The organism is Zunongwangia atlantica 22II14-10F7, assembly GCF_002094855.1.
GTDB lineage: Bacteria > Bacteroidota > Bacteroidia > Flavobacteriales > Flavobacteriaceae > Zunongwangia > Zunongwangia atlantica.
Window position 1 is genome coordinate 103,676 of the sequence record NZ_ARYN01000013.1, and the last position, 22,931, is coordinate 126,606.

Sequence of the window (22,931 nt, forward strand, 5' to 3'; positions counted from 1 at the left end):
CTTTATAAAATCAATCTTAAAATTATCTTTGCCGTATGTTTCAGTTAGGTAAAACCATAGTTTCAGAAGAAATTCTAAAGAAAGAATTTGTTTGTAATCTCTCTGCCTGCAAAGGAGCGTGCTGTGTAGACGGTGATGCTGGTGCTCCTGTAGAAGAGTACGAGAAAGAGATCATGGATAGAATTTATCCAAAAGTAAAACCATTTCTTAGGCAAAAAGGAATCGATGCCATCGAAGAACAGGGACGATATATCACCAACGATTTTGGGGAGATCGAAACTCCACTTATCGATGGTGCAGATTGCGCTTATGTAACTTTCGATGACAAAGGCACTGCGCTTTGCGGTATCGAAGAAGCCTATAACCAGGGCGAGATCGATTGGAAAAAACCGGTTTCCTGCCACCTTTACCCGGTGCGTGTTCAGGATTATTCAGAGTTTTCTGCCGTGAATTATCATCAGTGGCATATTTGCGACGATGCCTGTAGCCTTGGCGAAGAATTGGGCGTACCCATCTATAAATTCACCAAAGAAGCTTTAATTAGAAAATTTGGAGAAGACTGGTATGCCGAATTAGAAAAAGTAGCCGAAAAATTATAATCTGGGCGTTGCCTACGGCCGGGCTTTCGCTACTCGCTTCACAAGATCTATTGATCTTGCAAGAGTTCAAACAAAACGCTCTATCCCTAACGCAAAACTAAAATCATGAACTGGGAACAACTATTATCACTAAAACGATCTGGAGATACCAATAAAAGATTACGTAAAGAACAAGACGAAACCCGTTTAGGTTTCGAAGTAGATTACGATCGTATCATTTTTTCTTCAGCCTTTAGAAGTTTACAGGATAAAACCCAGGTAATCCCGCTTTCTAAAACAGATTTTGTACATACGCGTTTAACCCATAGTTTAGAAGTTTCTGTTGTGGGCCGTTCTTTAGGAAGATTAACCGGAAAAAAGGTTTTAGAAAAGCATCCACATCTTAGCAACATTCACGGTTACCAAATGAACGATTTCGGAGCCATTGTTGCCGCGGCTGCTTTAGCACATGATATAGGAAATCCTCCTTTTGGACATTCCGGAGAAAAAGCAATAGGTGAATATTTCTTAAATGGAAACGGTAAAAGATTCAAATCACAAATTAGCGATAAGGAATATCAGGATCTGGTAAAATTTGAAGGTAACGCAAACGGATTTAAAATTCTTACCGAAGATCGACCTGGTACGCCGGGCGGCTTAAGAATAAGCTACGCAACTTTAGGCGCTTTTATGAAATATCCTAAAGAATCTTTACCTCACAAACCCACAAAAAATATTGCCGATAAGAAATTTGGTTTCTTTCAAAGTGAAAAAGAAACCATGCTTGATGTTGCGCAAGAACTGGGATTATCTAAAACCGGTAAAGATGGAGATATTAGCTTTTCCAGACATCCTCTAGCTTTTCTCGTAGAAGCTGCAGATGATATTTGTTACACTATCATCGATTTTGAAGATGGGATAAATCTTGGTTTAATCGATGAAGATTATGCTTTAGAATATTTAATAAAACTGGTAAAAGATACCATTTCTACACCAAAATATAATTCACTTCAAAGCACCGCAGATCGTTTAAGCTACTTAAGATCATTAGCAATAAACACTTTAATTCGCGAAGCTGCCGAAATATTCTTAGCCAACGAAGAAGCTATTCTTGCAGGAGAATTCCATCAGGCACTTTTTGATAAAAGCAAATACGAAGCGCAGATCAAAGATATAATCAAAATTAGCGTAGAAAAGATCTACCAAAGCGAAGAGGTGATCAATAAAGAAATTGCCGGGTATAAAATGCTCGAAACTTTACTAGATACCTACACCAAAGCATTTTTACCAGAACGTGAAGATTTAGACTCTAATTTTAATGATCTGGTCTTAAAATCTGTTCCAAAATTAAAACACCTGCAAGCTGAAACTTCGGTGTACCAAAAATTAATTCAGGTTTGTTCATATACCGCATCATTAACCGATGGGTTTACGGTTTCTTCTTTCAAAAGATACCAGGGCTCAGGTTTTTAATTTTTCAGAAAAAATAATCTTGGGTTAAGGCCACCAATGATGAATCGATATATCTGCTAACTAAAAATCCTCGTTAAGGGATTTCAGCTTAAAAAACATAAGTAAAACCAATTCCTAAAAGCTGTTTCCATTGTACACGTGCGCCCAAAGTTTCCAGTTCGCCATCATCGTCGATATCTTCCCTATACTTAGTATCATTATCGTATAGCAAATGAGAACCAATATTAGCTTTTATAAAATCGTTTACCTTCATATCAAAAGCCAGTTGCCAGTCGACATCAATATTCCCAAAGTCTTTTAAATAATCTGAATATAAACTAATCTGGGTATTCATATTTACGTTAGGAAACACCTGCTTTTTAAAATCACTGGTAATTAAAAATCCAAACTCAGATCGTACTTTCCTACCCTCTCTAATTAAATTGCCAAGCTCATCATACTCGGCAGGATCTACCCCAAAAGAACCTTCGTTTGCCAAACGCTGATCGAGTACAAAAGTAGATTTCTCGGTTACCGGAGAGATATAGGCGTTAAAATTCTCGTCTGGATGTGAATATTGTGTACCCACACCAATTAAGAGATAACCCGGAGCCATGAATTTAGAAATTGCTGTCTCGGTATTAGGATATCGATATCCATTAGCAAACTGCGTTCTAAAATCGATATTCCCAGAATAATACCAGTTAGAGACCGAATCTGTACGATATCCAAAAGTAGTTTTAAACTGAATTTGATCGTCGGTTTTTCGTACTTCCTGACCTTCCTGAGAGTTTAGGCCATATCTTAAGGACAGGTAATTTTTCCAGCTGGTAAGCTTTTTCTTATAGTTTCTTTCGAATTGCCCGTGGAATAATGCTGAAATGGAATTGTTTCCACCGGCATTCCAGTTTACAAAGGCTACTTCACTTAAATTCACTCCAACTGAATTTTTTTCAGACCAGTATATCACTACAGGCTCAACCTCTGCAGAATCTTGCGGCGACTGTGTGGTGTCTTGCGCCGTTTGATTTTGTGCACACATCGATAAAGAAGAAATACCCAGATAGCATGAAATACAAATTAAACTAATGGTTAATCGCACTTTCATTGGTTATTTAGATTATTCGGATTCGCAAAATTAAAATTTATAATAAATATTTCACCTGGCGGACAATACTTTTAACGTCGATTCTGGCAATTTCTTGTAATTCGTCAATTTTTCCGTGCTCTATAAAAGAATCTGGAACTCCCAAACACTTTATTTTACAAGTGTAATTATGGGCCGCTGCAAATTCTAACACCGCACTTCCAAAACCACCACTTACAATACCATCTTCTAAAGTGATAATACTTTTATATTTACTAAAAACATTATGCAACATAGTTTCATCTAAAGGTTTAGCAAACCTCATATTGTACAATCCCACCTCGTTTTCTATTTCCTCTAAAGCCAGTTTCGCATTTTTTATAATCGATCCTAAAGCTAAGATTGCAAGGTTTTCACCTTCTTTTTCACAAACAGCTTTACCTATTTCTATCGCTTGAAAAGGAACCTGCCAATTATTAGTTATTCCTCTACCTCTTGGATAGCGTATTGCCATTGGATGTGTTAAACCTAATTGAGCAGTGTACAAAAGCTGCCTTAACTCAATTTCGTTTGCCGGTGCCGCAATAATCATATTCGGGATAGCCCTTAAATAAGCCAAATCGAACAATCCATGATGTGTAGCGCCATCTTCACCTACCAAACCAGCCCTATCCAAACAAAAAACAACCGGTAAATCCTGCAAAGCAACATCGTGAATTACCTGGTCGTAAGCTCGCTGTAAAAAAGTAGAATAAATATTACAAAAAACAACTGCGCCCTGCGTAGCCATCCCGGCAGCTAAGGTCACAGCATGCTGTTCGGCAATTCCAACATCAAAAGCTCTTTCAGGAAAAGCTTTCATCATATATTTTAGGGAACTTCCGGTAGGCATTGCGGGAGTAATCCCTATAATCTTTTTATTTTCTTTCGCTAATTCAACCAAAGTAAGTCCAAAAACATCCTGATATTTTAGCGGTAAGCCTTCAGAATTTCGTGGCAATAATTCCCCTGTTTCTGGCTGAAATTTCCCCGGCGCATGATATTTCACCTGGTCTTCTTCAGCTTTCTTTAAACCTTTCCCTTTTTTGGTAATAACATGAAGAAATTTAGGTCCTTTAATTTGCTGTAGTTCTTTTAGAATCGATAATAAAGCTTCTAGATCATGCCCATCTACCGGCCCAAAATAATTAAAATTAAGAGCCTCGATGATATTGCTCTCCTTAGGTTTATATCCAACTTTAGCTTTGGTAAGATATTCTTTTAAAGCACCAACACTAGGATCGATCCCTATTGCATTATCATTTAAGATCACCAGCAAATTAGCATTTGTTACTCCGGCATGATTTAAACCTTCAAAAGCCATCCCGCTTGCAATAGATGCATCACCAATAACAGCGATATGGTGTTTTTCTAAATTTCCGTTTAACCTAGAAGCCAAAGCCATTCCCAGCGCTGCAGAAATAGAAGTTGAAGAATGCCCAACCCCAAAAGTATCATAAACACTTTCTTCTCTTTTTGGGAATCCGCTTATGCCTCCTAACTGCCTGTTCGTATGAAAATTATTTCTACGACCGGTTAATATCTTGTGTCCATACGCCTGATGACCAACATCCCAAACCAATAAATCTTGTGGAGTATCAAAAATAAAATGCAGTGCAATGGTTAATTCTACAACGCCAAGACTCGCACCTAAATGACCTTCTTTTACCGCTACAACCTGAATAATGTAATGGCGCAATTCTTTTGCCAGTAGTTGTAATTCCTGGAAAGACAAGTCCCTTAAATCTTCAGGCTTTTCTATTTTATTTAAAATCTGATACTCCATAATCTTGACAAATTTAGCTTTATCCTGAAACTAATTTGAATAATTAGTACTTCCTTTTTTATCTTGCTGAAAAATTAAAGCGTGCTTACACCATACGATGATACTTATTTTATGAAAAAGGCTTATGAAGAAGCCGAAATTGCTTTTGAAAAAGGCGAGATTCCTGTAGGTGTAGTGGTAGTTATTAAAAATCGAATTATCGCCCGTGGCCACAATCTTACTGAAACTTTAAACGATGTTACCGCTCATGCCGAAATGCAGGCGATTACAGCTGCAGCTGGATTTTTAGGAGGAAAATACTTAAGGAACTGCACGATGTATGTTACTTTAGAACCTTGCCAGATGTGTGCCGGCGCGCTGTATTGGAGTCAGCTTTCTAGATTGGTTTTTGGAGCAAAAGATGAGCATCGCGGTTACCAAAAATTTGGCGTACAACTGCACCCAAAAACAGAAGTTACCAATGGCATTATGGAACAGGAATGCGGCCAACTTCTTAAGCGCTTTTTTATAGAAAAACGCAACCTTAACTAGGCTATTCCCGGGCTTATTGGTTTTTATGAAAATTTTTAGGCTTCCGGAATCAAAAGTGTTATAGATAGTTAAAATTTATTCCCATCTCTGATTTTTTTTGAAATTTCACATCGCCCAAGCGCAATTTCGACTTTTCAAAAAACTAATAGAATATACATGGTGAATAGATTTATACTTCAGCAAACCTCTTTCAGTTTTAATAAAATTTACTTCGCTTTTTGCCTAATCTTAGCAATTAGCAGCACCTATTCTTACGCTCAACAACCTGGCAGAAAAGTGTCTCAAACTTTTTATTTTACAGGAAATACGGGGGTAGACGAATCCAGTTATACTCAGGAGGTACTTTCAGCAATAAATAAAATGTCGCAACAAGATGAGAAAGCGACATTTGTTGCAATTGGTAATATCACAGCAAAAAATGGTTTTCCTCCAAAGAAAAAAGACAGGGAAAAAGCTGAAGAATTGCTTCGTAAAAACCTTATGGAGCCCATGGAAAATTTTAACGGGCGTGTAATTTATACTCCGGGTAAAAACGAATGGAACAAAAACGGCCATGAAAATATCGATGATATGGAGTCTTTTATACAAGACAATAGTAAAGCTGAATTTTGGCCAAACGATGGTTGTGTAAGAGAACTTGAAGATTTAGATACTGAAAATATTGAATTATTAATGGTAGATTCTCAATGGTTTTTAGAAGATTGGGACGATCATTTATACATTAATAATAAGTGCGAATTAAAAACACGCGCCGATTTTTTTACCAAGTTTAAAGATGATCTTAAAGACGAACAAAACAAAACGGTAATTGTAGCAATACATCACCCGGTTTTAAGCAATACAAGACAGGGATTTTTTGAAAAAACAGGCGGATTTAAAAAAGAAGATTACCACAGCCAGCAGCGAGAACAATTAAGAGGGACTTTAGAAACACTGGCGAGTATGTTCCCAGATGTGATTTTTGTTTCTGCAAGTGACGAGAATTTGCAGTATTTAGCAGACGACGGAATTCCTCAAATTATTAGTGGTACTGCCGGAAAAAAAACCAGAAAAGCAAGAGCAGATGAAGATGATGGCCAATTTGCCTCAAGCGATCATGGTTTTGCCAGACTTACTGTTTACGACGATAACAGCTCTGAAGTTGAATTTTATTCAGTTGAAAATGGAACTCCTGAAAAATTATTCAGTAAAATCATCAAAAGACAGCAAACAACGATGGACGAAGTTTCTTATCACGATATAAGTGACTGGTCATCTACCAAAAAAGCCTCTATTTATACTGAAGAAGAAACCTCTAAAACCGGTTTATACAATTTCTTCTGGGGTACCCATTATCGTGATGTTTATAGCAAAGAAATAGAAGCTCCTGTTTTAGATCTTAGCAAACTACCAGGTAATCCCGTTGCGATTTCTGAAGGTGGTGGGCACCAATCAAGATCGGTAAGAATAAAGGATGATAATGATCATGAATTTACATTAAGGGAACTTAGAAAAAGTGCCGTTAGATTTATACAATCTGCCATTAAAAACCATTATGTAGAGGATTATATGCAAAACACCGTGGCAGAAAGAATTGTGCAGGATTTTTATACCACGGCACATCCTTATGCTCCTTTTGCCTTAAATCCTATCTTAGACACGCTTAATATTTATAATGCAGAGCCAGAAATCTACTATCTGCCAAAGCAAAAAAACCTGGATATCTTTAACGAAGATTATGGTGATAAACTTTATATGATGGAAGTTCACGCCGGGGACGAGAATAAAGACAATCCTAAATTTGGAAGTCCAGATGATATTGTATCTACTACAGATCTTTTACTGGATATGCGCGACTCTAAAGAATATCAAATTAACCAGGCTTCCTGGGTTAAAGCGCGTATGGTAGATATGCTTATTGGAGACTGGGATCGTCACTTCGATCAATGGCGTTTTTCTGAATTTGAGCAGGAAGACGATACAAAACTTTATGAGCCGATACGAAGAGATCGCGACCAGGCATTTCCAAGATACGATGGAATAATCATTAAATTACTGCGCCTGGCGATTACCGATTTCAGAAAAATGCAGGATTATGAAAAAGGCGTTAAAAACGTTAAGTGGCTAAATTTTGATGGCTATGCTTTAGACCAGGCATTTATTAAAGATCTTAGCTGGGAAGATTGGAAAAAGCAGGTTGAATTTATCCAAAATCAGCTTACAGATCAGGTAATCGAAGATTCTTTTAAAGTCTTACCAGAAGAAGTTCAGGATCAATCTATAGAAGATATCAAAAAAGCAATGAAAGAACGCCGTGATAATCTTTTAGAACCTGCTCGTGCCTATTACGAGTATTTAAACCGTTTTCAGGTAATTACCGGAACAGAAGAAGATGACAAATTCCTAATCACCAGAAAGCCTGATGGAAAAACTACCATTTCTATAGAATCTGAAGATGAAATTGTTTACGAACACACCTACGATAAAAAATTAACTAAAGAAATCTGGATTTACGGTTTAGATGGTAAGGACGATTTTAAAATTGAAGGTGATGGTGACCATCCAATTAAACTTAAAGTTATAGGTGGAGAAAATAACGACAGCTACGATTTTGAAAATAACCGCAACGCCAAGCTTTACGATTATAAAAACAAGAAGAATACTGTTAAAGGCAGTAGCAGCAAATGGCTGGTAGACGATTATGACATTAATAATTACGATCCAGACAAAAGAAAATACAGCACAAATACCGTATTCCCGGCAATTGGCTGGGATCCGGATGCCGGCTTTAAAGTTGGAGTTTCAGACACTTATACAACTTATGGATTAGCCAATAATCCATTCCAAACTCAGCATGAATTTGGCGCTGCATATTTTTCAGCTACTAATGGATTTGAATTCACTTACGCAGGAGAATTTGCTCATATTTTCCATAACTGGAACTTTGGGATCGAAGCTGGATTTACAAGTCCTAATTATGCGATCAACTTTTTTGGCTACGGAAATGAAACCAGTTACGATGACGATGCAGTAGATAGAGATTATAACCGAGTAGGAATTGCACAGTGGAACATAGCTCCTTCGTTAATCTATAGAAATGGAAGCGGAATAAACTTCGCCATTAAACCAATGCTAGAATCTCACGAAGTAGATTATAAAATGAATGAAGCTACAGGCGAATTTTTCAACCCTGAAAATGATGTTTTTGAAAGTCAGGTTTACGCCGGTGGGGAGCTTTCATTTCAGTATAAAAATAAAGGGAACGAGCTGGCATTTCCAAGAAGAGGATTTCAGTTCGATTTAGCTACAGGTTATAAGACAAATATCGACGAATTCAACAACGAATTCGTATATTTGAAACCATCTTTATCTATAGATTATCCGTTACATGAAAGTGGGCTGGCAGTGATTGCAACTAAGATTGGGAGCCAGATGATTTTTGGTGATAACTACGAATTTTATCATGCAGCAACCTTAGGTGGTAATCATAGTTTAAGAGGGTATAGAAACGAAAGATTTAATGGTAAAACATCATTTTACCAGAGTACAGATTTAAGAGTAGGACTTGCTAAATTCAGGACTAATTTTATCCCGGTAAGAATGGGAATTACTTTAGGTTTTGATTATGGTCGCGTTTGGGAAGACAACGACAACTCAGATGTTTGGCACAACGATTTTGGAGGTTCTATTTTTATAAATGGGTTTAATGCACTTTCAGGTAATTTAGGATTATATCATAGCGAAGATGGAAACAGAGTAATGTTCTCGCTAGGATTTAACTTCTAAAATATTAATAAATGAATGTAAATAAACCGGTATTTAGTTATATCGAATTTTACGAATGGACGGTACAGCTGGTAAAAAACAAACAGACTTCCGGAGAAAAACAAACCGAAAATCTTATAAAATTTACCGAACTTAATTTAAGCCGAATGAAAAGGCTAAATAAAACGACAAAACTAATTCCTGAATTAGAGAATTTTGTGACCACACTTAAAAAACCGCAGGTGTGGTATGTAATTACTGAAGCCTGGTGTGGGGATAGTGCCCAAAACCTACCAGTGATTGGTGAAATTGCTGCTGCTGGCAACAAAATTGATTTAAGGGTCATTCTTAGAGATGAAAACCCTGAATTAATTGAGAAATATCATACTAACGGCAGTAAATCGATACCTAAACTAATTGCTTTTTCTGAAGAAGGAGTAGAATTATTTACCTGGGGCCCAAGACCAAAAACTGCACAAGATTTGGTTATGGACTGGAAAGAAAACCCTGCCGGTAGAGATTTTGAAGCTTTCGAAAAAGAATTACACACCTGGTACACCAAAGACAAAACACAAACTACCCAAAAAGAATTTCTGGAGATTTTAACCAATCTTAAATACTAAAAAAAATGAGGGCTGAAATTGTACAATTTCAGCCCTCATTTTTTAAAGCTTTAGAAATTCTAGAAAAAAGAAAAGGCTGCCAACAAGCGTTGATCAGCCCTTTTCTCACTCTCTCTCACTTAAAATCAATTACAAATACTGAGTTCTTCAGAATTTGTTTCCGGGGAATCAGATTTAGGAATGATTGCCCAGAAATACATTTTAATTTCTTTCCTTTTTAGCTTTAAGACAAACAGCTGATTCAAAAGTATAAATTGAATGCCGTTTAAATTGTTAACAGCTTGTTATTTCACTTTATTTTAAGCTTTTAGAGCTACCTTATTTTTGCTCGGTTTTTAGTTCTTCACTATCTCTTGCCATCATCACAAATAGGTAGTCACCACTTTCTTCTTTAAAATTGAATTCTTCGCCAATAAGCTCCCAACCTTCAACATTATATTTTTTTATGAGTTTTATTAATCCATTAAAATCATAATGATTAAAAAGCTTAGATCGTTTTTGTTTGATTTTCTGGTAATCTTCTCCGTTTAAAGAAACATAGGCCATATTATACTTAAAACTATACGGACCATAGACTATGCTTAGATAATCTTTTCGAATAGCTTTATGATTAGAAACTTCAGGTGAAATTGCTAAAGAATCTGTTTCCTGAGCGCTCACCATAATAGAAAACCCGAAAACAATTAAAATCGAAAGTAGTTTGAAAAATTTCATAGGAATACCATTTGAAGTTTTTCAAAAACAAGAATAACTCCAAAGTCTAAAAATCGATAACTTATTTATACAAAAAGGGAAATTTCCCCTTTAGTAGGTGCGCGTAAAATCCTCAGGAATAAAAAGTATAAAATTACCGGTATTCGCTTTTTCTGGAACAAATTCTAAAGCTTCGTCGTCGCTTTGTTCTGCACTAATAACCGCGATCTTTAAATCGGGTTTCATTTCTTTTAGATACCAGTAAATTCCGCCATAACTTTTACTATGATAATCGCCGTTATAATGAAGAAAAATCCCATCTTCAGGAAGGTAATCCAAGATCTTTTCAGCCATTGTCGCGTCTTTGATCGCCTGGGCTTCTACAAATTTCATGGCATCGCCCTGCATACCGTGACCGCTCATCATTTTTAGCATTTCAGCATAACCGGGAGTGATCGTATCTACTTTTATGGGAAGTTTTGCGAAGTAAGATTTAGCTTCTTCAGCATAAGTTTTTAAAGAATCCAGGCCTTTTTTAGACACTGCAGATGCATAACGTCTTGGCACATTGGTTGCCACAAATTGTAGTTTATTGCTTTTTGCGAATTCGATTAGAGGTTTATAATCTGTTTTATAATTATTCCAAAGTCGCATTTCTTCTTCGAAACGGCTCTGCGGAATTTTACCTTGAAGATATTCATCTAAAATCAATTGATTATCGGCTTCAAACATTTCGGCTCCTAAGACCAAATTGGTGTTTTTAGCATATAATTTTTCAGTAAGCTTTTTCTGAAGCCAATGCACAACAGGATGATCATGGAATTCTCCAAAAAGCACCACATCATAATTCGATAAACTATCGCTCATTTTTTGAAATGAAACCGAATTTCCTTCAGAATCATAAATTTCGTAGGCTTTTAATTGTTGCGCATTTACTGTAAAAGCTGCCACTAAAACGAATAAGGTTACAAAAATCCTTTTCATACTAAAAATTTAAAGCTTAAGATAATTAAATTCCATCATTACAAGGCTTAACAAATGCTTTAATCGAGAAAAAATCCCTGCCTTTGTAAGCAGGGATTGCACTAACTAAAATAACACTTCTTATAAAAGATCGTAAACGATCTGAGGAAAACCGCGTTCCCCTTGTTCATTAAGCAACGCAGTAAATTGTAATTTGTAAAAATTACCATCGGTATCTCTTACAATATAATAACGGTCTGAAAGTGCTCCTTCACTACTAGAACGCCATCCACTTGCAATTAGGGCGCGATCGTTATATTCGAATTCATTTTCGTTTACATCTTCTAATGTAAACTCGTCGTACGATGGTGCTCCGGTAGCAACAGGCGCAGCATCTTCGCCTTCGCCAGGCTCTTCAGTAAGTACCATATAAACTCCTACGCCATTCAAAGTATTATGCAACACATAATCTGAATATGTTAAACCCGCATTTATACCGCCCATACTTCCGTAGTAAGAATATACGCTGGTATAATTTAGATCCCAGTTTTCTTTGGCTGGTTCTACATCAACCTCGGTTCCATTTTCTAAACTAAAAGCAGTAAATTCATAAGCTTCGTCTTTAGTGATCACTACTTCTGTATGTGTAACCTCACTTAAGGGAGCGTATTGTAAAACATAATCACTGTCTTCCATAAAAACTTTGATCTTATAGAAACCACGATGATCTCCAGTGGTGTTTATCGATCCTGCTTCTGCTGCATCTTCTGGGATTTCACTACCAAGTGAGATAATGATCACCTCAGCTTCGGCTTCAGTATTTGGAATATCGCCTATGGCAGTTTTATCTAAATCACCTGTACTATCATCGGTAAAAGAAATATTATTTTCTACGTCCCCGTACATAGTGTAACCCAATGGTAAACCAACAAGCAATTCTCCTACTGTTGTTACACTTACATCTACTGGTTGAAAAGTTGCCATGTTCAGAGATTTTAGATTCATTGTAGATTCTAAAGCCGTGCTCTCACTAACCGCATCGATGTCGTAAATCCCCTCTAGTTTTGCCGCTGAAGCTAAAATCGAAGAGTTTAAAACCACACGATTCTCTGAACTTACAAAGCCAAGTTCCCAGCTATCACGACGAACTACAGTTGTTTCTTCTGTACTTAGATCGATATATACCTGGTTAGGTTCTGTAGAGCCGCCAGACTCGATATCTAAAACTGCACTTTCTACAGCGGGGATTTCGATAATTCCTCCTCCGTTATCATCATCGCTACTACAGCTAAAGACAATAAAAGAGAGGCAAAATAATTGAAGTAAAAGATTCTTTTTCATTTGGTGTTGATTAGAATTAAATATTTAGGTTATATAAAAGTTTTAAAAAATAAGACCGGCCGTAACCAAACAACAAAGAAGTTGATGGTGCTTCGTGACCGGATGTTGCGGTAATAGCCGAATTGTTTACGCGAACTACATTAAATAGATTTCTGGCGCCCAGTGTAACTTCAAAACGTTTCTTAAAGAAATATTTGTTGATACTGGCATCCATTAACGAATAATCTTCCTGCGTTCCCTTTACAAATTCGTTAGTATCGTTATCTCTAAAATATTGCTGCAACTCGCCATTGTATTTTAGCAGCAGTGAGAAACGAGTTTCAGCTTTTGGCCAGTAGTAGCGCAAAGCAGCCGTAGCATTTAAGCTGAATAAATAATCATCTGGATTAGACAATTCGGTTTCCAGGCTTTGTGAAATCCCGGTGTAACTTAGGCCAATATTGGTTTGAAAATTTTTATAGCTGAAATTATTTTCAGTAGAAACACCTAAAATTTTATATTCACTGATATTTAGATATTCCATTTGCGAATTATCGCCCACAACCGCCAGATCTATTTTATCCTGAATATCAAAATGGAAGAATTTCAGGTTATTCTGAAGCCGAAATTCGTTGTTTAAAACTGAAGTTTTTTCCGCAGAAATCAGGTACGAAATTCCGTCTTCTGGCTTTAAATCTGGATTACCGCGCACATCATGATTGGCATCTACAAAATAGTAGTATAAATTAGTGAAAGTTGGCGTTTTATAAGCCGATCCTACCACCGCCTGAAGTTTTAGATCCTTCGCCGGCTTGTAATTAGCACTGGTAGACCAGATAAGTTTCCCGTCGTAATTAGAATTGTGGTTATAACGGACTCCCGGATAGATCGACCAGTTATTTTTAGTAAAAGAAAGCTGAGAAAATACATCATAATTCCCCAAATCCTGTTCTGCAATGTTATCTGAATATGCTCCGCTGGCTACGGCATCATAACCTTGCTGATAGGTGATTTCGTAACCCGCTGTAAGATTAAAATTGGCTGATTTTGACAATAAATTTTCGAAAGTCCCTTTAGAAAACCAAAGATCACTTTCTTGATTGGTCATTTTTGAAGTTGTACTTCTCTTTTGTTGTCGCCTAAGATCGTAAACGTAGGTTTCGTAATCTCGAACCTGAGTTTGGTACGAAAGTGATAGATTATAATGCACCTGGTTTAAATTCCCAAAAGCCTGAGCTTCGTGCCTAAACCGGTTACTTACAAATTGCTCATCATTTGCAGTAATATCGTATTCTCCATCCTGGATTCGCGTATTTATAGCGTGATTGTAAATATCCAGAGTTTCATTATAATAGTTGAATTTGTAGAAAAAATTGAAGTCGTTTTTAGCGAATTTTAGCATTCCATTTAAAGTGTGCTGAAGTTTTGGATTCCATTCATAACCTCGCCTACCGTCATTAGCCACACTATTTCCAGACATGCCGAAATAATCTCTTCCGAAGTAATTATTTTTGAATCCGTTAAAATCGTTTCTTGAAAAATTAGCTGACGCATACCAGTGATCTGAAATATTATGCGCAATATTTAAGTTTTGGATATGCCTCCCTTCATCTTCAAAATTATATTCTTCACCAACCGTTTCTTCCTGTACACTTGCCCTGATATTCCATTTAGAAGCACTAGATTTTTTGGTGATAATATTTATAACTCCGGCTACAGCATTATCGCCATAAAGTACGCCCATAGCGCCTTCAGCAATTTCTATCCGTGCAATATCTTCAAGATTAATTTGGGTGAGATCAATATTATTTCCGTAGCCATTATCGCTAACCAGCGGCACGTTATCCACAAGGATTTTCACATAATCTCCAGACAAACCAAACATGCTCACGGTAGAGCGACCATCTGCAGCATTGGGCGTAATGCTAATGTTTAATTGCTGATTTAAAATGTCTGCCAGGTTATTCGCCCCAACCTGATTGATCTGCTGTGCGCTAATCGTATTTACGCTAAATAATTCTTTATTTATACTATTTATAGTCTGTTCATTTCCAAACAAAAGCACTTCGTCCAACTCATTTATATTAACCGAATCCTTTTGTGCATAAAGGCTCCCAAAGATTAAGCTGAAATAAATAAAAGCTGCAATTCTCATTATTTAGATTTAGTTTAAATAAATTTAACCGCAAACTTATATGCAGAAATTGAAACAACCAAAGAAAAACTCATATTATTTTTAACCAATCTAAATAAAAATAAATTTAACATTTGAAATTGGACTTCTTTCAAAATGAATTTTACATTTGCCTTATTTAGATTTAATAAAAATAAAATATGAAGCTATTTAAACTATTCAGTATTCTATGTTTTATCGCCATAATTGGTTGTAAAAACAACGAATCTGAAGCTAACCAACCACAAGAATCTCAGGAAGAAACAGCTAAAGAGCGTATTATTAGTCTTAATGGTACACTAAGCGAAATTATTAGCGAATTAGGCTTTAAAGATCAAATTGTAGCTGTAGATGTTACCAGTATTTACCCAGCCGACTTAAAAGAAAATGCTACAGATCTTGGCCATGTAATGAATTTAAATGTTGAAGCCCTTCTTCAGCAAAAACCAACACAAATTTTCGCGGTTAAGAAAGAACTTTCAGCAGATATTATTGCTCAACTTGATGGCTTAGAAGTACCGGTACATTATTACGAGCCAGAATACTCTGTAGAAGGAGCAAAAAAACTGGCCAATAGTGTTGCGAAAGACCTAAATACTGAAGCTCCAAAAAAGATCACTAAAAACATCGAAAATGAGCTTGATGCTTTAAAGGAATTTAATAGCAAACCAAAAGTAATGTTTGTTTATGCCCGCGGTGCTGGTACTTTGCTTGTTGCCGGAAAAGAAACTCCCGTAGCAAAAATGATCGAACTTGCCGGCGGCGAAAACGCAATAAATACTTACGATGATTACCGCCCACTTACTACAGAAGCTGTTGCACAGGCCAATCCCGATGTGTTGCTATTTTTTGATAGCGGATTACAAAGTGTAAACGGTGTAGAAGGTTTAAAAGATATTCCTGGTCTGGCGAATTCAACCGCTGCTAAAAAAGGACAGGTAATTAGCATGGACGGCTTGTTACTTACAGGATTTGGCCCAAGAATGGGAGAAGCTGCGGCTCAACTTAACACAAAGCTTAGCCAGTATGCAAACTAAGTTTAAATGGTATATGTCCTTAGGCTTTATTCTATTGATTGTCTCTTTTATAGCCTCTAGCCTTTTGGGCGTATACCAGCTAAACTGGAATGACTTTCTGCTTTTATTTAAAAGCATTTTTGATGATACTGTAGCAGTAAATCCTACCGATGCTTATATATTCTTTGATGTACGTATGCCACGAACCATCTTAGCAATAATTATGGGTGCAGGACTTGCTGTTACAGGAACATCTTTGCAGGGTATGTTTAAAAATCCACTTGCTACTCCCGGAATTATAGGAATAACTTCGGGATCTGCACTTTTTGCGGCTGTAGCCATTGTTTTAGGAAGTACGATAAAAAGCTTTCTTCCTGAAATTTTACATTATTCCTTAATTTCTATCGCTGCATTTATTGGTGCACTATTAGTCATGATGCTAGTGTATAGCATTTCTTTTAAAAACGGAAAAACTCATGTAGTGATCATGCTTTTAGCCGGAGTTGCCATTGCTGCCCTGGCCGAAGCAACTACAGGTTTTCTAACCTTTATTTCTAAAGATGACGAACTGCGTGATCTTACGTTTTGGCGATTGGGAAGCCTTGGTGCTGCCAACTGGCCAAAAGTGATTATTCTATTAGTAATTAACCTTGTTAGCCTTAGTTTTTTATTGGGCAATGGTAAAGCTTTAAATGCCATGATGCTTGGCGAAGAAAATGCCAGGCACCTGGGTATAAAAGTGAAAAAATATCATGCAAAAATTATCTGGTTATCCTCTTTAGTTGTAGGAGCTTCAGTAGCGTTTGCAGGAACAATTGCTTTTATAGGACTTATTGTGCCTTACATTCTAAGATTGCTTTTAGGATCTGACTACCGCATCATTTTACCGCTCTCTGCCGTTTTTGGCAGTTTGTTGCTGCTTACTGCAGATATAATTAGCCGAACCACTTTAGCTCCTATCGAAATCCCAATAGGAATTATTACCGCTTTTATGGGCGCTCCGGTTTTTATTTTAATTCTTCTTCAATTTAAAAAAGCTTTATAATGTTAGCCGTTAACCAGTTAAACATCAGCATAAAAACGAGGCGACTTCTTCAGGATATTAACTTTAATATCCAACCGGGAGAACTTTTTGTGATCATTGGTCCAAACGGCGCCGGAAAAAGCACTTTGCTTAAAGCTCTAACTGAAGAAATCAACTATTCAGGAGAAATTAATTTTCAGCAACAATCAATTAAAAAATGGACCACAGCAAAGCTTGCAAAAACAAGGGCTAAATTTAGCCAACATCACCAACAGGATATTCCGCTGCCGGTAAACGAGGTAGTTATGATGGGGCGCTATCCTTATTTTGCCAGCAAACCAAACCTTACCGATCTAAAAGTAGTTTCTGAAAGTTTAAAACTTACAGAGATGAGCGCTTTTAAAGACAAATCTTATAACCAACTCTCTGGCGGGGAAAAACAACGTGTTCACCTTGCCAGAATATTTGCACAGCTAAATAACGAATTTCAGGAAAAACTAATGCTACTGGATGAACCGCTCAACAACCTGGATGTTTATTATCAGCATAAAGTTTTAGAAGCGGTTAAAGGCTTTGCAAAAAAAGGAAATATAGCCGCAATTGTGATGCACGATCTAAATCTTGCTGCACAATTTGCAGATCGTATTCTCTTGCTTAAAGATGGCAAAATGGTAAAATATGGCAATCCTAAACAAGTGCTTACATCTAAAACCATTTGCGATGTTTACGATTTTCCCTGCAAGGTAATGTCTCACCCTCTCGCACAAACACCTATGATCGTGTTTGGTGAGGAAAAATCAACCTCAATAATTCAAAATATTAACCCATGAGTACAACAAGTTTAAAACAACAATGGGAAACTCTTAAAGAAGAGCAACCTCAACTAAGAATACGTAATGCCGCACAGGCGCTAAATGTAAGTGAAGCTGAATTGCTTGCCACAAAAATTGGTAATGGCGTTACCCGATTGGAGAATAACCCTAAAGAAATTTTACAGGAAATCGAATCTTTAGGAAAAGTAATGGCTCTAACCCGAAACGAAAGTTGTGTACACGAAAGAAAAGGAACCTATTTAAACCCATCGATTGGCAAATCACCGGTTGGTCTTTTTGTAGGGGAAGATATCGACCTAAGAATTTTCTTTATGCATTGGGCATTTGCATTTGCTGTTTCTGAAATGGCTCGCGGAAAAGAACGTCTTAGTCTTCAATTTTTTGCTGAAGATGGTATGGCAATTCATAAAATCTATCTTACGCCGCAAAGCAATATTGATGCCTATAAAAATTTAGTTGAAAAATATAAAGCTGAAGAACAATCAGCCGATTTAGAAATTAAGCCTTTTTCTGAAGAAAAAAATTATAAGAGCGATGAAGAAGTTGATCTTGCCGGCTTCCAAAAATCCTGGCGTGAATTGCAGGACACGCATCACTTTTTTGGACTTCTTAAAAAACACAATATTAGTCGTACACAGGCTTTAACATTAGCGCCTAGTGCTTACTACGCCGATAAAATTGAAAAAGATGAGATTGTAAGAATGTTAGAAATTGTTGCCAGCAAACAAGTGCCTATCATGGTATTTGTTGGTAATCGCGGAAATATCCAAATTCATACCGGTGACATTAAAAAAACGCTGTGGCACCAGCAATGGTTCAATATTATGGATCCAGATTTTAATCTTCATCTAAATATGGAAAAAATCGAGAATTGCTGGGTGGTTAGAAAACCAACCGAAGATGGCATTGTAACTTCAATAGAATGTTTTGATGATAATGACGAATTGATCGTACAATTCTTCGGAAAAAGAAAACCAGGAATTCCGGAGATTAAAGAATGGCAGGAGGTTGTAGCACAACTTCAGCAATAAAAATAAAATCGGCAAGTATAAAGCTATAAGAGAAAGTTCTTCAAATCAGCTTGAATAAGATATAAAAAGCTTTTGCGAAGCCATTAAAAATTAAGTTATGCTGGAAATCATATTAATCGTTCTGGCAGTTATTTGTTTTTTGATTATTCTGTTGCTTTACAAAGGCGGCGGAATTAGTTCTAGTAAGTTTTAAAGTCAGGAAAAGGGATTGGAGGTTAAACTCTAATCCCTTTTTGGGTTTTAGATAAAATGTATTTATAAAGAATTCTCCTTTTTAACTTCGAAAACAAAATTTATACAAGTATGCTAATTGAATTTCACTTCATCACCTTTCAAATTGAAGCCAATCTATCTCTACTCCGTCACCGCTTTTAAGTTGCAATATCAAATCCTGAATAGCTGTGACATCATACTTAATCTTTTTGTTAAAAATATCCCATTCCCCGCCATTGTGGATACTCAGTTCCATAATTTCCTGATCGATCTCACCTGCCAATTTTAAGGCTATAGTACCACCAGTTAGAGATCTAGCTCTTATTTTGATATTCTTAGGCGCTTTGGAACCAAAATCAACCCGATTATATCTTATCCAGGCATCAGGTTTATTTAAAACCGCTTTCCATCCGCGAAAAGGATCAAGCCTATCTAGAAAAACAACAGCAACTCCATAATTGCTTTTCGCACTATATCGGTCGATTTGAATTTTAGAGGTACTTACAGTGATACCAACTCCACGTTTGGTAGGAATCACTTTTTTAATATCGCCATTCTCTCGAAAGAACAAACTATCGGCACGAATGGATCGATTTTTATCAAAATCTGGAGAAAGATCATTATCGTGATAAAACAAATACCACTGATTTTTATAATCTACAATGGAATGATGATTCGTCCAGGTTCCCGATTCAGATTCATCCATAATTACACCTTTATGAGTGAAAGGCCCCATTGGATTATCAGAAACAGCGTATTCCAGTCTTTCAATATTATTGGCTACGTGAGGATATGTCATATAATAAATACCTCCACGCTCAAAAACAAATGGCCCCTCGATATGCCCTTTTTTAGGAATTTCATCAAAGGTTTTGATTTTTGAATCCAGCTCAATCATATTATCTTTTAACTTAGCTCCATAAATTTTACTCTGAGACCAATAGAGATAAACCTGGCCATCTTTATCTATAAAAACGTTTGGATCTATACCTTCCACTCCGTTGATAGGATTATTTTCGATCTTGTAAGGACCTTCAGGTTGTTCAGCAATCGCTACACCTATCGAAAAACCACCTTCACCCTCCCCAGCATTTTGCATCCTCGTAGGAAAAAAGAAGTAATATTTATCATCTTTTTTAATTGCATCAGGAGCCCACATACTATAAGCTTTAGAATCTGCCCATGGTACATCTTTTTGATCTAATATTTTACCATGATCTACCCAATCGATAAGATTTTCCGAAGAAAAAACATGGTAATCGGCCATATTGAACCATTCAGTACGACCTTCACCTTTAGGCGGCACAATATCATGAGAAAGATATACGTAAAGTCTCCCATCAAATACTCGAGCCGTAGGATCTGCTGTAAACTGATCCATTATAAGCGGATTCTGCGCAAAGGCATTAAAACAGAAAAAAAGCATAAACAAGTGCAAAGAATGTATCTTCTGCATTTTGAAATATTTTATCTTAATTGGATATTTCCAGCTATAATTTTAAAAGCTATCACGACCTAATGCTCTATTTATCTTTTTAATCTAAATAAAACACATCTTCACAACCAGGCTTTTGGTACATCAAAAGCCTGATATTAAAAGAAAATTTTAATCAAATACATTTTACCGAAACTATGTTATTGCAACCAAGTAACCTTTGTTGGCTTAATCGCCAAAACCTTTATTATATCCTGTTATTTTGTATTAAAAAATCTTGAGCTCTTCAATCTATTCCTCAGCTCCCAGGCCTATTGCAAATCCAGCATATGGTAGTTTTCTATTGTAGCCAGAATCCCATAAACCTGCCGTATTATCAACAGGTTCAGCTAATGAGATCCCGTATTGTTGTTCACTTGGAACATTAGATTTATACGAACTAACTAATCTTTCATATAATGCAGATTGTTGGACATAAGCTTCTTGCGTATTTTCTGAAATGACAATTTTAAGATCTGTAACATAAATAAGTTTTCCTGTTGCAGCTAACTCATCGAACATATTTTCTACTAGATTAAAATCACTTTCCGTATTCAATTCTAGACCAACCGCAACACCGTCGATATCATCATTAGCTTTAAGCAAATTAATAACCGCATCTCGCTCATTGGAATTTATATCCAAATTGGTTTCACTTAAAAACAATTTGGTAGATTCTGGAGCTTTCTCTCTAACTGTACTAAATGCAAAGGGTATGTAGTCCTCTCCAAGAAAATCTGCCCAATAATATGAAGTTTCTTCTTCTGCATCACCACTTACAGCTATACTACCTGTTTCTTCAAAAGGTTCTTTTACTACTGTCCAGGCATCAACTTTGTCACCAAGCTCATCATATACATTCGTTATATACTCTTTAAGAACTCTCTGAACTGCATTTTTCTTAACATCTTCAGACACATCAAGCCTTACTTCACTCTGAGAAATTGCTGGCGAGCCTACTCCAGAAGGAGTATTGCTTGTAAGAGTGAAATAGAATCGATCTATCTGAAATCCGTTTTCACGAATTGAAGCAGCGAAATTATTTTCTCCAGCCGTTAAGTTATAGGTGCCAATATTTGTCCATTTCCACCCACCAGAGCTTAAGGGCCAATAACCATATGTAAATGGGCTTCCATTAACACTAAGAAAAAATGAATCGTCACTTGCCGTAGGGCCTAATCCACGAACCCAACAAGTATAGGTTCCCGCTTTAACAGCATTGATAGTATAATTTATATAGTATGGCTCTGAACCAGGATTATTTGGAGTAAGGTAATTTTCGGCACTATTTGCCAATACGTACATTCCACCAGACGCATCAGCATCGCTATTTATTTGCCATTCTGAACCTAGAATTCCATCCTCTGCTTCAACAAATATTTCTTCAGGATTTTCAACTTTACCATTTAAATTGATCAAGGACAGTCCTTCTATATTCAAAAAATAGGTGACATTAGGGGTATATCCCAATTCTATTTTGAAAGAAAACTCACCACTATCATCGAAATCTGTAGTTTGAAACTGAATTTTATTCCAACCTATTTCCGTAGTAAAAGTAGTGCTGGTGGAGTCTACTTCTGTCCAATCCATTTCTGGTTCATTATTATTCAAACCGTCAAAAATAACTCTTCCCTCACCAACCTGATCGGAAAGTATGTAAAAAGTCAATTCAAATTCTGCACCTTCATCAACTGAGTAAACAGGTGATTGTAAAGATGTATCTTCTCTTGAAACGACTGATGCATCATTCTCTAACTTAACAGATTGCTCTCCCATATATTCCTCTATAGAAATATCACCGTTAACCGTCCAATCAGTAAAGGTTCCATCAGCAATAACACTCTGATCTACAAAATTAGGAAACAAAGGTGTAGAATAAGTGATTGATGCTCCAAATGAGTTTAGATATGAAGCATTTTGATTCAGGTTTGAAACAATGGCGTCACCATATACAGAAAGTTCCTTATTTGTTGCCTCATTAATGTAATTATTTATTACTGAAAAATCATAAGTTCCATCATCAGATAATATTGCACTAGAATTGAGTCCCGCTAAAGGTGTAACTTGTGTAAAGTTTGTTCTTACCAACTTTCCCATATTTTCGTCTGACAAGTCGGCTAAAGATGCATTTGCTCCTATTTTTAGTTCGCCTGCATATGATTTAAGAACATCGTAAGTATTCACCATCTCTTCATTTACTACACCAACAGGTTTTTCAAAAGTTAGTCCCGATTCAAATTCACTATCTAATTCGGCTTCTTCACAGGAAAACATCGTAGCCATTAAGACAAATAAGATTATAAATCTATTAAGTATTTTCATTTTTATATTTTTTAAGCTATGTCCTTATT

The 22,931-nt window shown here is 36.5% G+C and carries 17 protein-coding genes; 9 read left to right on the forward strand and 8 right to left on the reverse strand.

Translation table 11 applies throughout. The annotated features are described in order from the left end of the window. The first annotated feature begins 35 nt into the window (after positions 1-35). Positions 36-599, forward strand: coding sequence for a DUF3109 family protein (locus IIF7_RS14525; RefSeq protein WP_084842424.1), 564 nt, complete (start codon positions 36-38; stop codon positions 597-599). Positions 600-704: 105 nt separating this feature from the next. Beyond that, a complete protein-coding gene (dgt, locus tag IIF7_RS14530; protein ID WP_084842425.1) occupies positions 705-2,051 on the forward strand; it encodes a dGTP triphosphohydrolase in 1,347 nt (448 codons plus the stop codon). Between the two features lie 88 nt (positions 2,052-2,139). Here the strand turns inward: dgt and IIF7_RS14535 are convergent, their stop codons facing one another. Next, entirely contained in the window at positions 2,140-3,138 is a 999-nt protein-coding gene (locus IIF7_RS14535; RefSeq protein WP_245801647.1) for a DUF3078 domain-containing protein, read from the reverse strand. A gap of 37 nt (positions 3,139-3,175) precedes the next feature. Then, a complete protein-coding gene (locus IIF7_RS14540) occupies positions 3,176-4,942 on the reverse strand; it encodes a 1-deoxy-D-xylulose-5-phosphate synthase (RefSeq protein WP_084842426.1) in 1,767 nt (588 codons plus the stop codon). Positions 4,943-5,023: 81 nt separating this feature from the next. Here IIF7_RS14540 and IIF7_RS14545 point away from each other — a divergent pair, with 81 nt between their 5' ends. The 3 genes from IIF7_RS14545 to IIF7_RS14555 all read left to right on the forward strand — a co-directional run bounded on the left by IIF7_RS14545 (position 5,024) and on the right by IIF7_RS14555 (position 9,840). Next, the gene (locus tag IIF7_RS14545; RefSeq protein ID WP_084842427.1) at positions 5,024-5,473 is read left to right on the forward strand and encodes a nucleoside deaminase; all 450 of its coding nucleotides are present in this window, start codon (positions 5,024-5,026) and stop codon (positions 5,471-5,473) included. A 156-nt stretch (positions 5,474-5,629) separates the two neighbouring features. Then, on the forward strand, positions 5,630-9,238 hold the full coding sequence (locus tag IIF7_RS14550; protein ID WP_084842428.1) for a BamA/TamA family outer membrane protein: 3,609 nt from the start codon (positions 5,630-5,632) through the stop codon (positions 9,236-9,238). 11 nt (positions 9,239-9,249) lie between these two features. Then, on the forward strand, positions 9,250-9,840 hold the full coding sequence (locus IIF7_RS14555; RefSeq protein WP_084842429.1) for a thioredoxin family protein: 591 nt from the start codon (positions 9,250-9,252) through the stop codon (positions 9,838-9,840). A 318-nt stretch (positions 9,841-10,158) separates the two neighbouring features. Here IIF7_RS14555 and IIF7_RS14565 read toward each other — a convergent pair whose 3' ends face one another. From IIF7_RS14565 to IIF7_RS14580, 4 genes are all read right to left on the reverse strand, one after another. Continuing rightward, positions 10,159-10,554 carry a hypothetical protein gene (locus tag IIF7_RS14565; protein ID WP_084842431.1) on the reverse strand — a complete coding sequence of 132 codons (396 nt, stop codon included), beginning with the start codon at positions 10,552-10,554 and terminating at the stop codon, positions 10,159-10,161. A gap of 90 nt (positions 10,555-10,644) precedes the next feature. Further along, positions 10,645-11,517: a ChaN family lipoprotein gene (locus IIF7_RS14570; RefSeq protein ID WP_084842432.1), complete on the reverse strand. Its 873-nt coding sequence runs from the start codon at positions 11,515-11,517 to the stop codon at positions 10,645-10,647. Positions 11,518-11,637: 120 nt separating this feature from the next. Then, a complete protein-coding gene (locus IIF7_RS14575; protein WP_084842433.1) occupies positions 11,638-12,837 on the reverse strand; it encodes an HmuY family protein in 1,200 nt (399 codons plus the stop codon). 16 nt (positions 12,838-12,853) lie between these two features. Continuing rightward, the gene (locus IIF7_RS14580) at positions 12,854-14,971 is read right to left on the reverse strand and encodes a TonB-dependent receptor plug domain-containing protein (protein ID WP_084842434.1); all 2,118 of its coding nucleotides are present in this window, start codon (positions 14,969-14,971) and stop codon (positions 12,854-12,856) included. 179 nt (positions 14,972-15,150) lie between these two features. On the opposite strand from IIF7_RS14580, the gene IIF7_RS14585 reads away from it, so the two are divergent. The 4 genes from IIF7_RS14585 to IIF7_RS14600 are packed head-to-tail and all read left to right on the forward strand — an operon-like array spanning position 15,151 to position 18,893. Continuing rightward, positions 15,151-16,026, forward strand: a complete 876-nt coding sequence (locus IIF7_RS14585; protein ID WP_084842435.1) for a heme/hemin ABC transporter substrate-binding protein — start codon at positions 15,151-15,153, stop codon at positions 16,024-16,026. Beyond that, entirely contained in the window at positions 16,016-17,050 is a 1,035-nt protein-coding gene (locus tag IIF7_RS14590) for a FecCD family ABC transporter permease (RefSeq protein ID WP_084842436.1), read from the forward strand. The genes IIF7_RS14585 and IIF7_RS14590 overlap by 11 nt, the downstream gene beginning before the upstream one ends. Next, a complete protein-coding gene (locus IIF7_RS14595; protein WP_084842437.1) occupies positions 17,050-17,859 on the forward strand; it encodes a heme ABC transporter ATP-binding protein in 810 nt (269 codons plus the stop codon). Before IIF7_RS14590 ends, IIF7_RS14595 begins: the two co-directional genes overlap by 1 nt. Further along, complete coding sequence (locus tag IIF7_RS14600) at positions 17,856-18,893, forward strand: hemin-degrading factor (RefSeq protein WP_084842438.1); 1,038 nt, start codon at positions 17,856-17,858, stop codon at positions 18,891-18,893. Before IIF7_RS14595 ends, IIF7_RS14600 begins: the two co-directional genes overlap by 4 nt. 325 nt (positions 18,894-19,218) lie before the next feature. Here IIF7_RS14600 and IIF7_RS14605 read toward each other — a convergent pair whose 3' ends face one another. Continuing rightward, a complete protein-coding gene (locus IIF7_RS14605; protein WP_084842439.1) occupies positions 19,219-20,562 on the reverse strand; it encodes a family 43 glycosylhydrolase in 1,344 nt (447 codons plus the stop codon). A gap of 270 nt (positions 20,563-20,832) precedes the next feature. Beyond that, positions 20,833-22,902, reverse strand: a complete 2,070-nt coding sequence (locus IIF7_RS14610; protein ID WP_084842440.1) for an endo-1,4-beta-xylanase — start codon at positions 22,900-22,902, stop codon at positions 20,833-20,835. Positions 22,903-22,931: the final 29 nt, after the last annotated feature.

Bases quoted from the DNA above. Each gene is read 5' to 3' on its own strand.
- IIF7_RS14525 (WP_084842424.1), top strand. From the start codon at position 36: ATGTTTCAGTTAGGTAAAACCATAGTTTCAGAAGAAATTCTAAAGAAA.
- dgt (WP_084842425.1), top strand. From the start codon at position 705: ATGAACTGGGAACAACTATTATCACTAAAACGATCTGGAGATACCAAT.
- IIF7_RS14535 (WP_245801647.1), bottom strand. From the start codon at position 3,138: ATGAAAGTGCGATTAACCATTAGTTTAATTTGTATTTCATGCTATCTG.
- IIF7_RS14540 (WP_084842426.1), bottom strand. From the start codon at position 4,942: ATGGAGTATCAGATTTTAAATAAAATAGAAAAGCCTGAAGATTTAAGG.
- IIF7_RS14550 (WP_084842428.1), top strand. From the start codon at position 5,630: ATGGTGAATAGATTTATACTTCAGCAAACCTCTTTCAGTTTTAATAAA.
- IIF7_RS14555 (WP_084842429.1), top strand. From the start codon at position 9,250: ATGAATGTAAATAAACCGGTATTTAGTTATATCGAATTTTACGAATGG.
- IIF7_RS14565 (WP_084842431.1), bottom strand. From the start codon at position 10,554: ATGAAATTTTTCAAACTACTTTCGATTTTAATTGTTTTCGGGTTTTCT.
- IIF7_RS14570 (WP_084842432.1), bottom strand. From the start codon at position 11,517: ATGAAAAGGATTTTTGTAACCTTATTCGTTTTAGTGGCAGCTTTTACA.
- IIF7_RS14575 (WP_084842433.1), bottom strand. From the start codon at position 12,837: ATGAAAAAGAATCTTTTACTTCAATTATTTTGCCTCTCTTTTATTGTC.
- IIF7_RS14580 (WP_084842434.1), bottom strand. From the start codon at position 14,971: ATGAGAATTGCAGCTTTTATTTATTTCAGCTTAATCTTTGGGAGCCTT.
- IIF7_RS14585 (WP_084842435.1), top strand. From the start codon at position 15,151: ATGAAGCTATTTAAACTATTCAGTATTCTATGTTTTATCGCCATAATT.
- IIF7_RS14590 (WP_084842436.1), top strand. From the start codon at position 16,016: ATGCAAACTAAGTTTAAATGGTATATGTCCTTAGGCTTTATTCTATTG.
- IIF7_RS14595 (WP_084842437.1), top strand. From the start codon at position 17,050: ATGTTAGCCGTTAACCAGTTAAACATCAGCATAAAAACGAGGCGACTT.
- IIF7_RS14600 (WP_084842438.1), top strand. From the start codon at position 17,856: ATGAGTACAACAAGTTTAAAACAACAATGGGAAACTCTTAAAGAAGAG.
- IIF7_RS14605 (WP_084842439.1), bottom strand. From the start codon at position 20,562: ATGCAGAAGATACATTCTTTGCACTTGTTTATGCTTTTTTTCTGTTTT.
- IIF7_RS14610 (WP_084842440.1), bottom strand. From the start codon at position 22,902: ATGAAAATACTTAATAGATTTATAATCTTATTTGTCTTAATGGCTACG.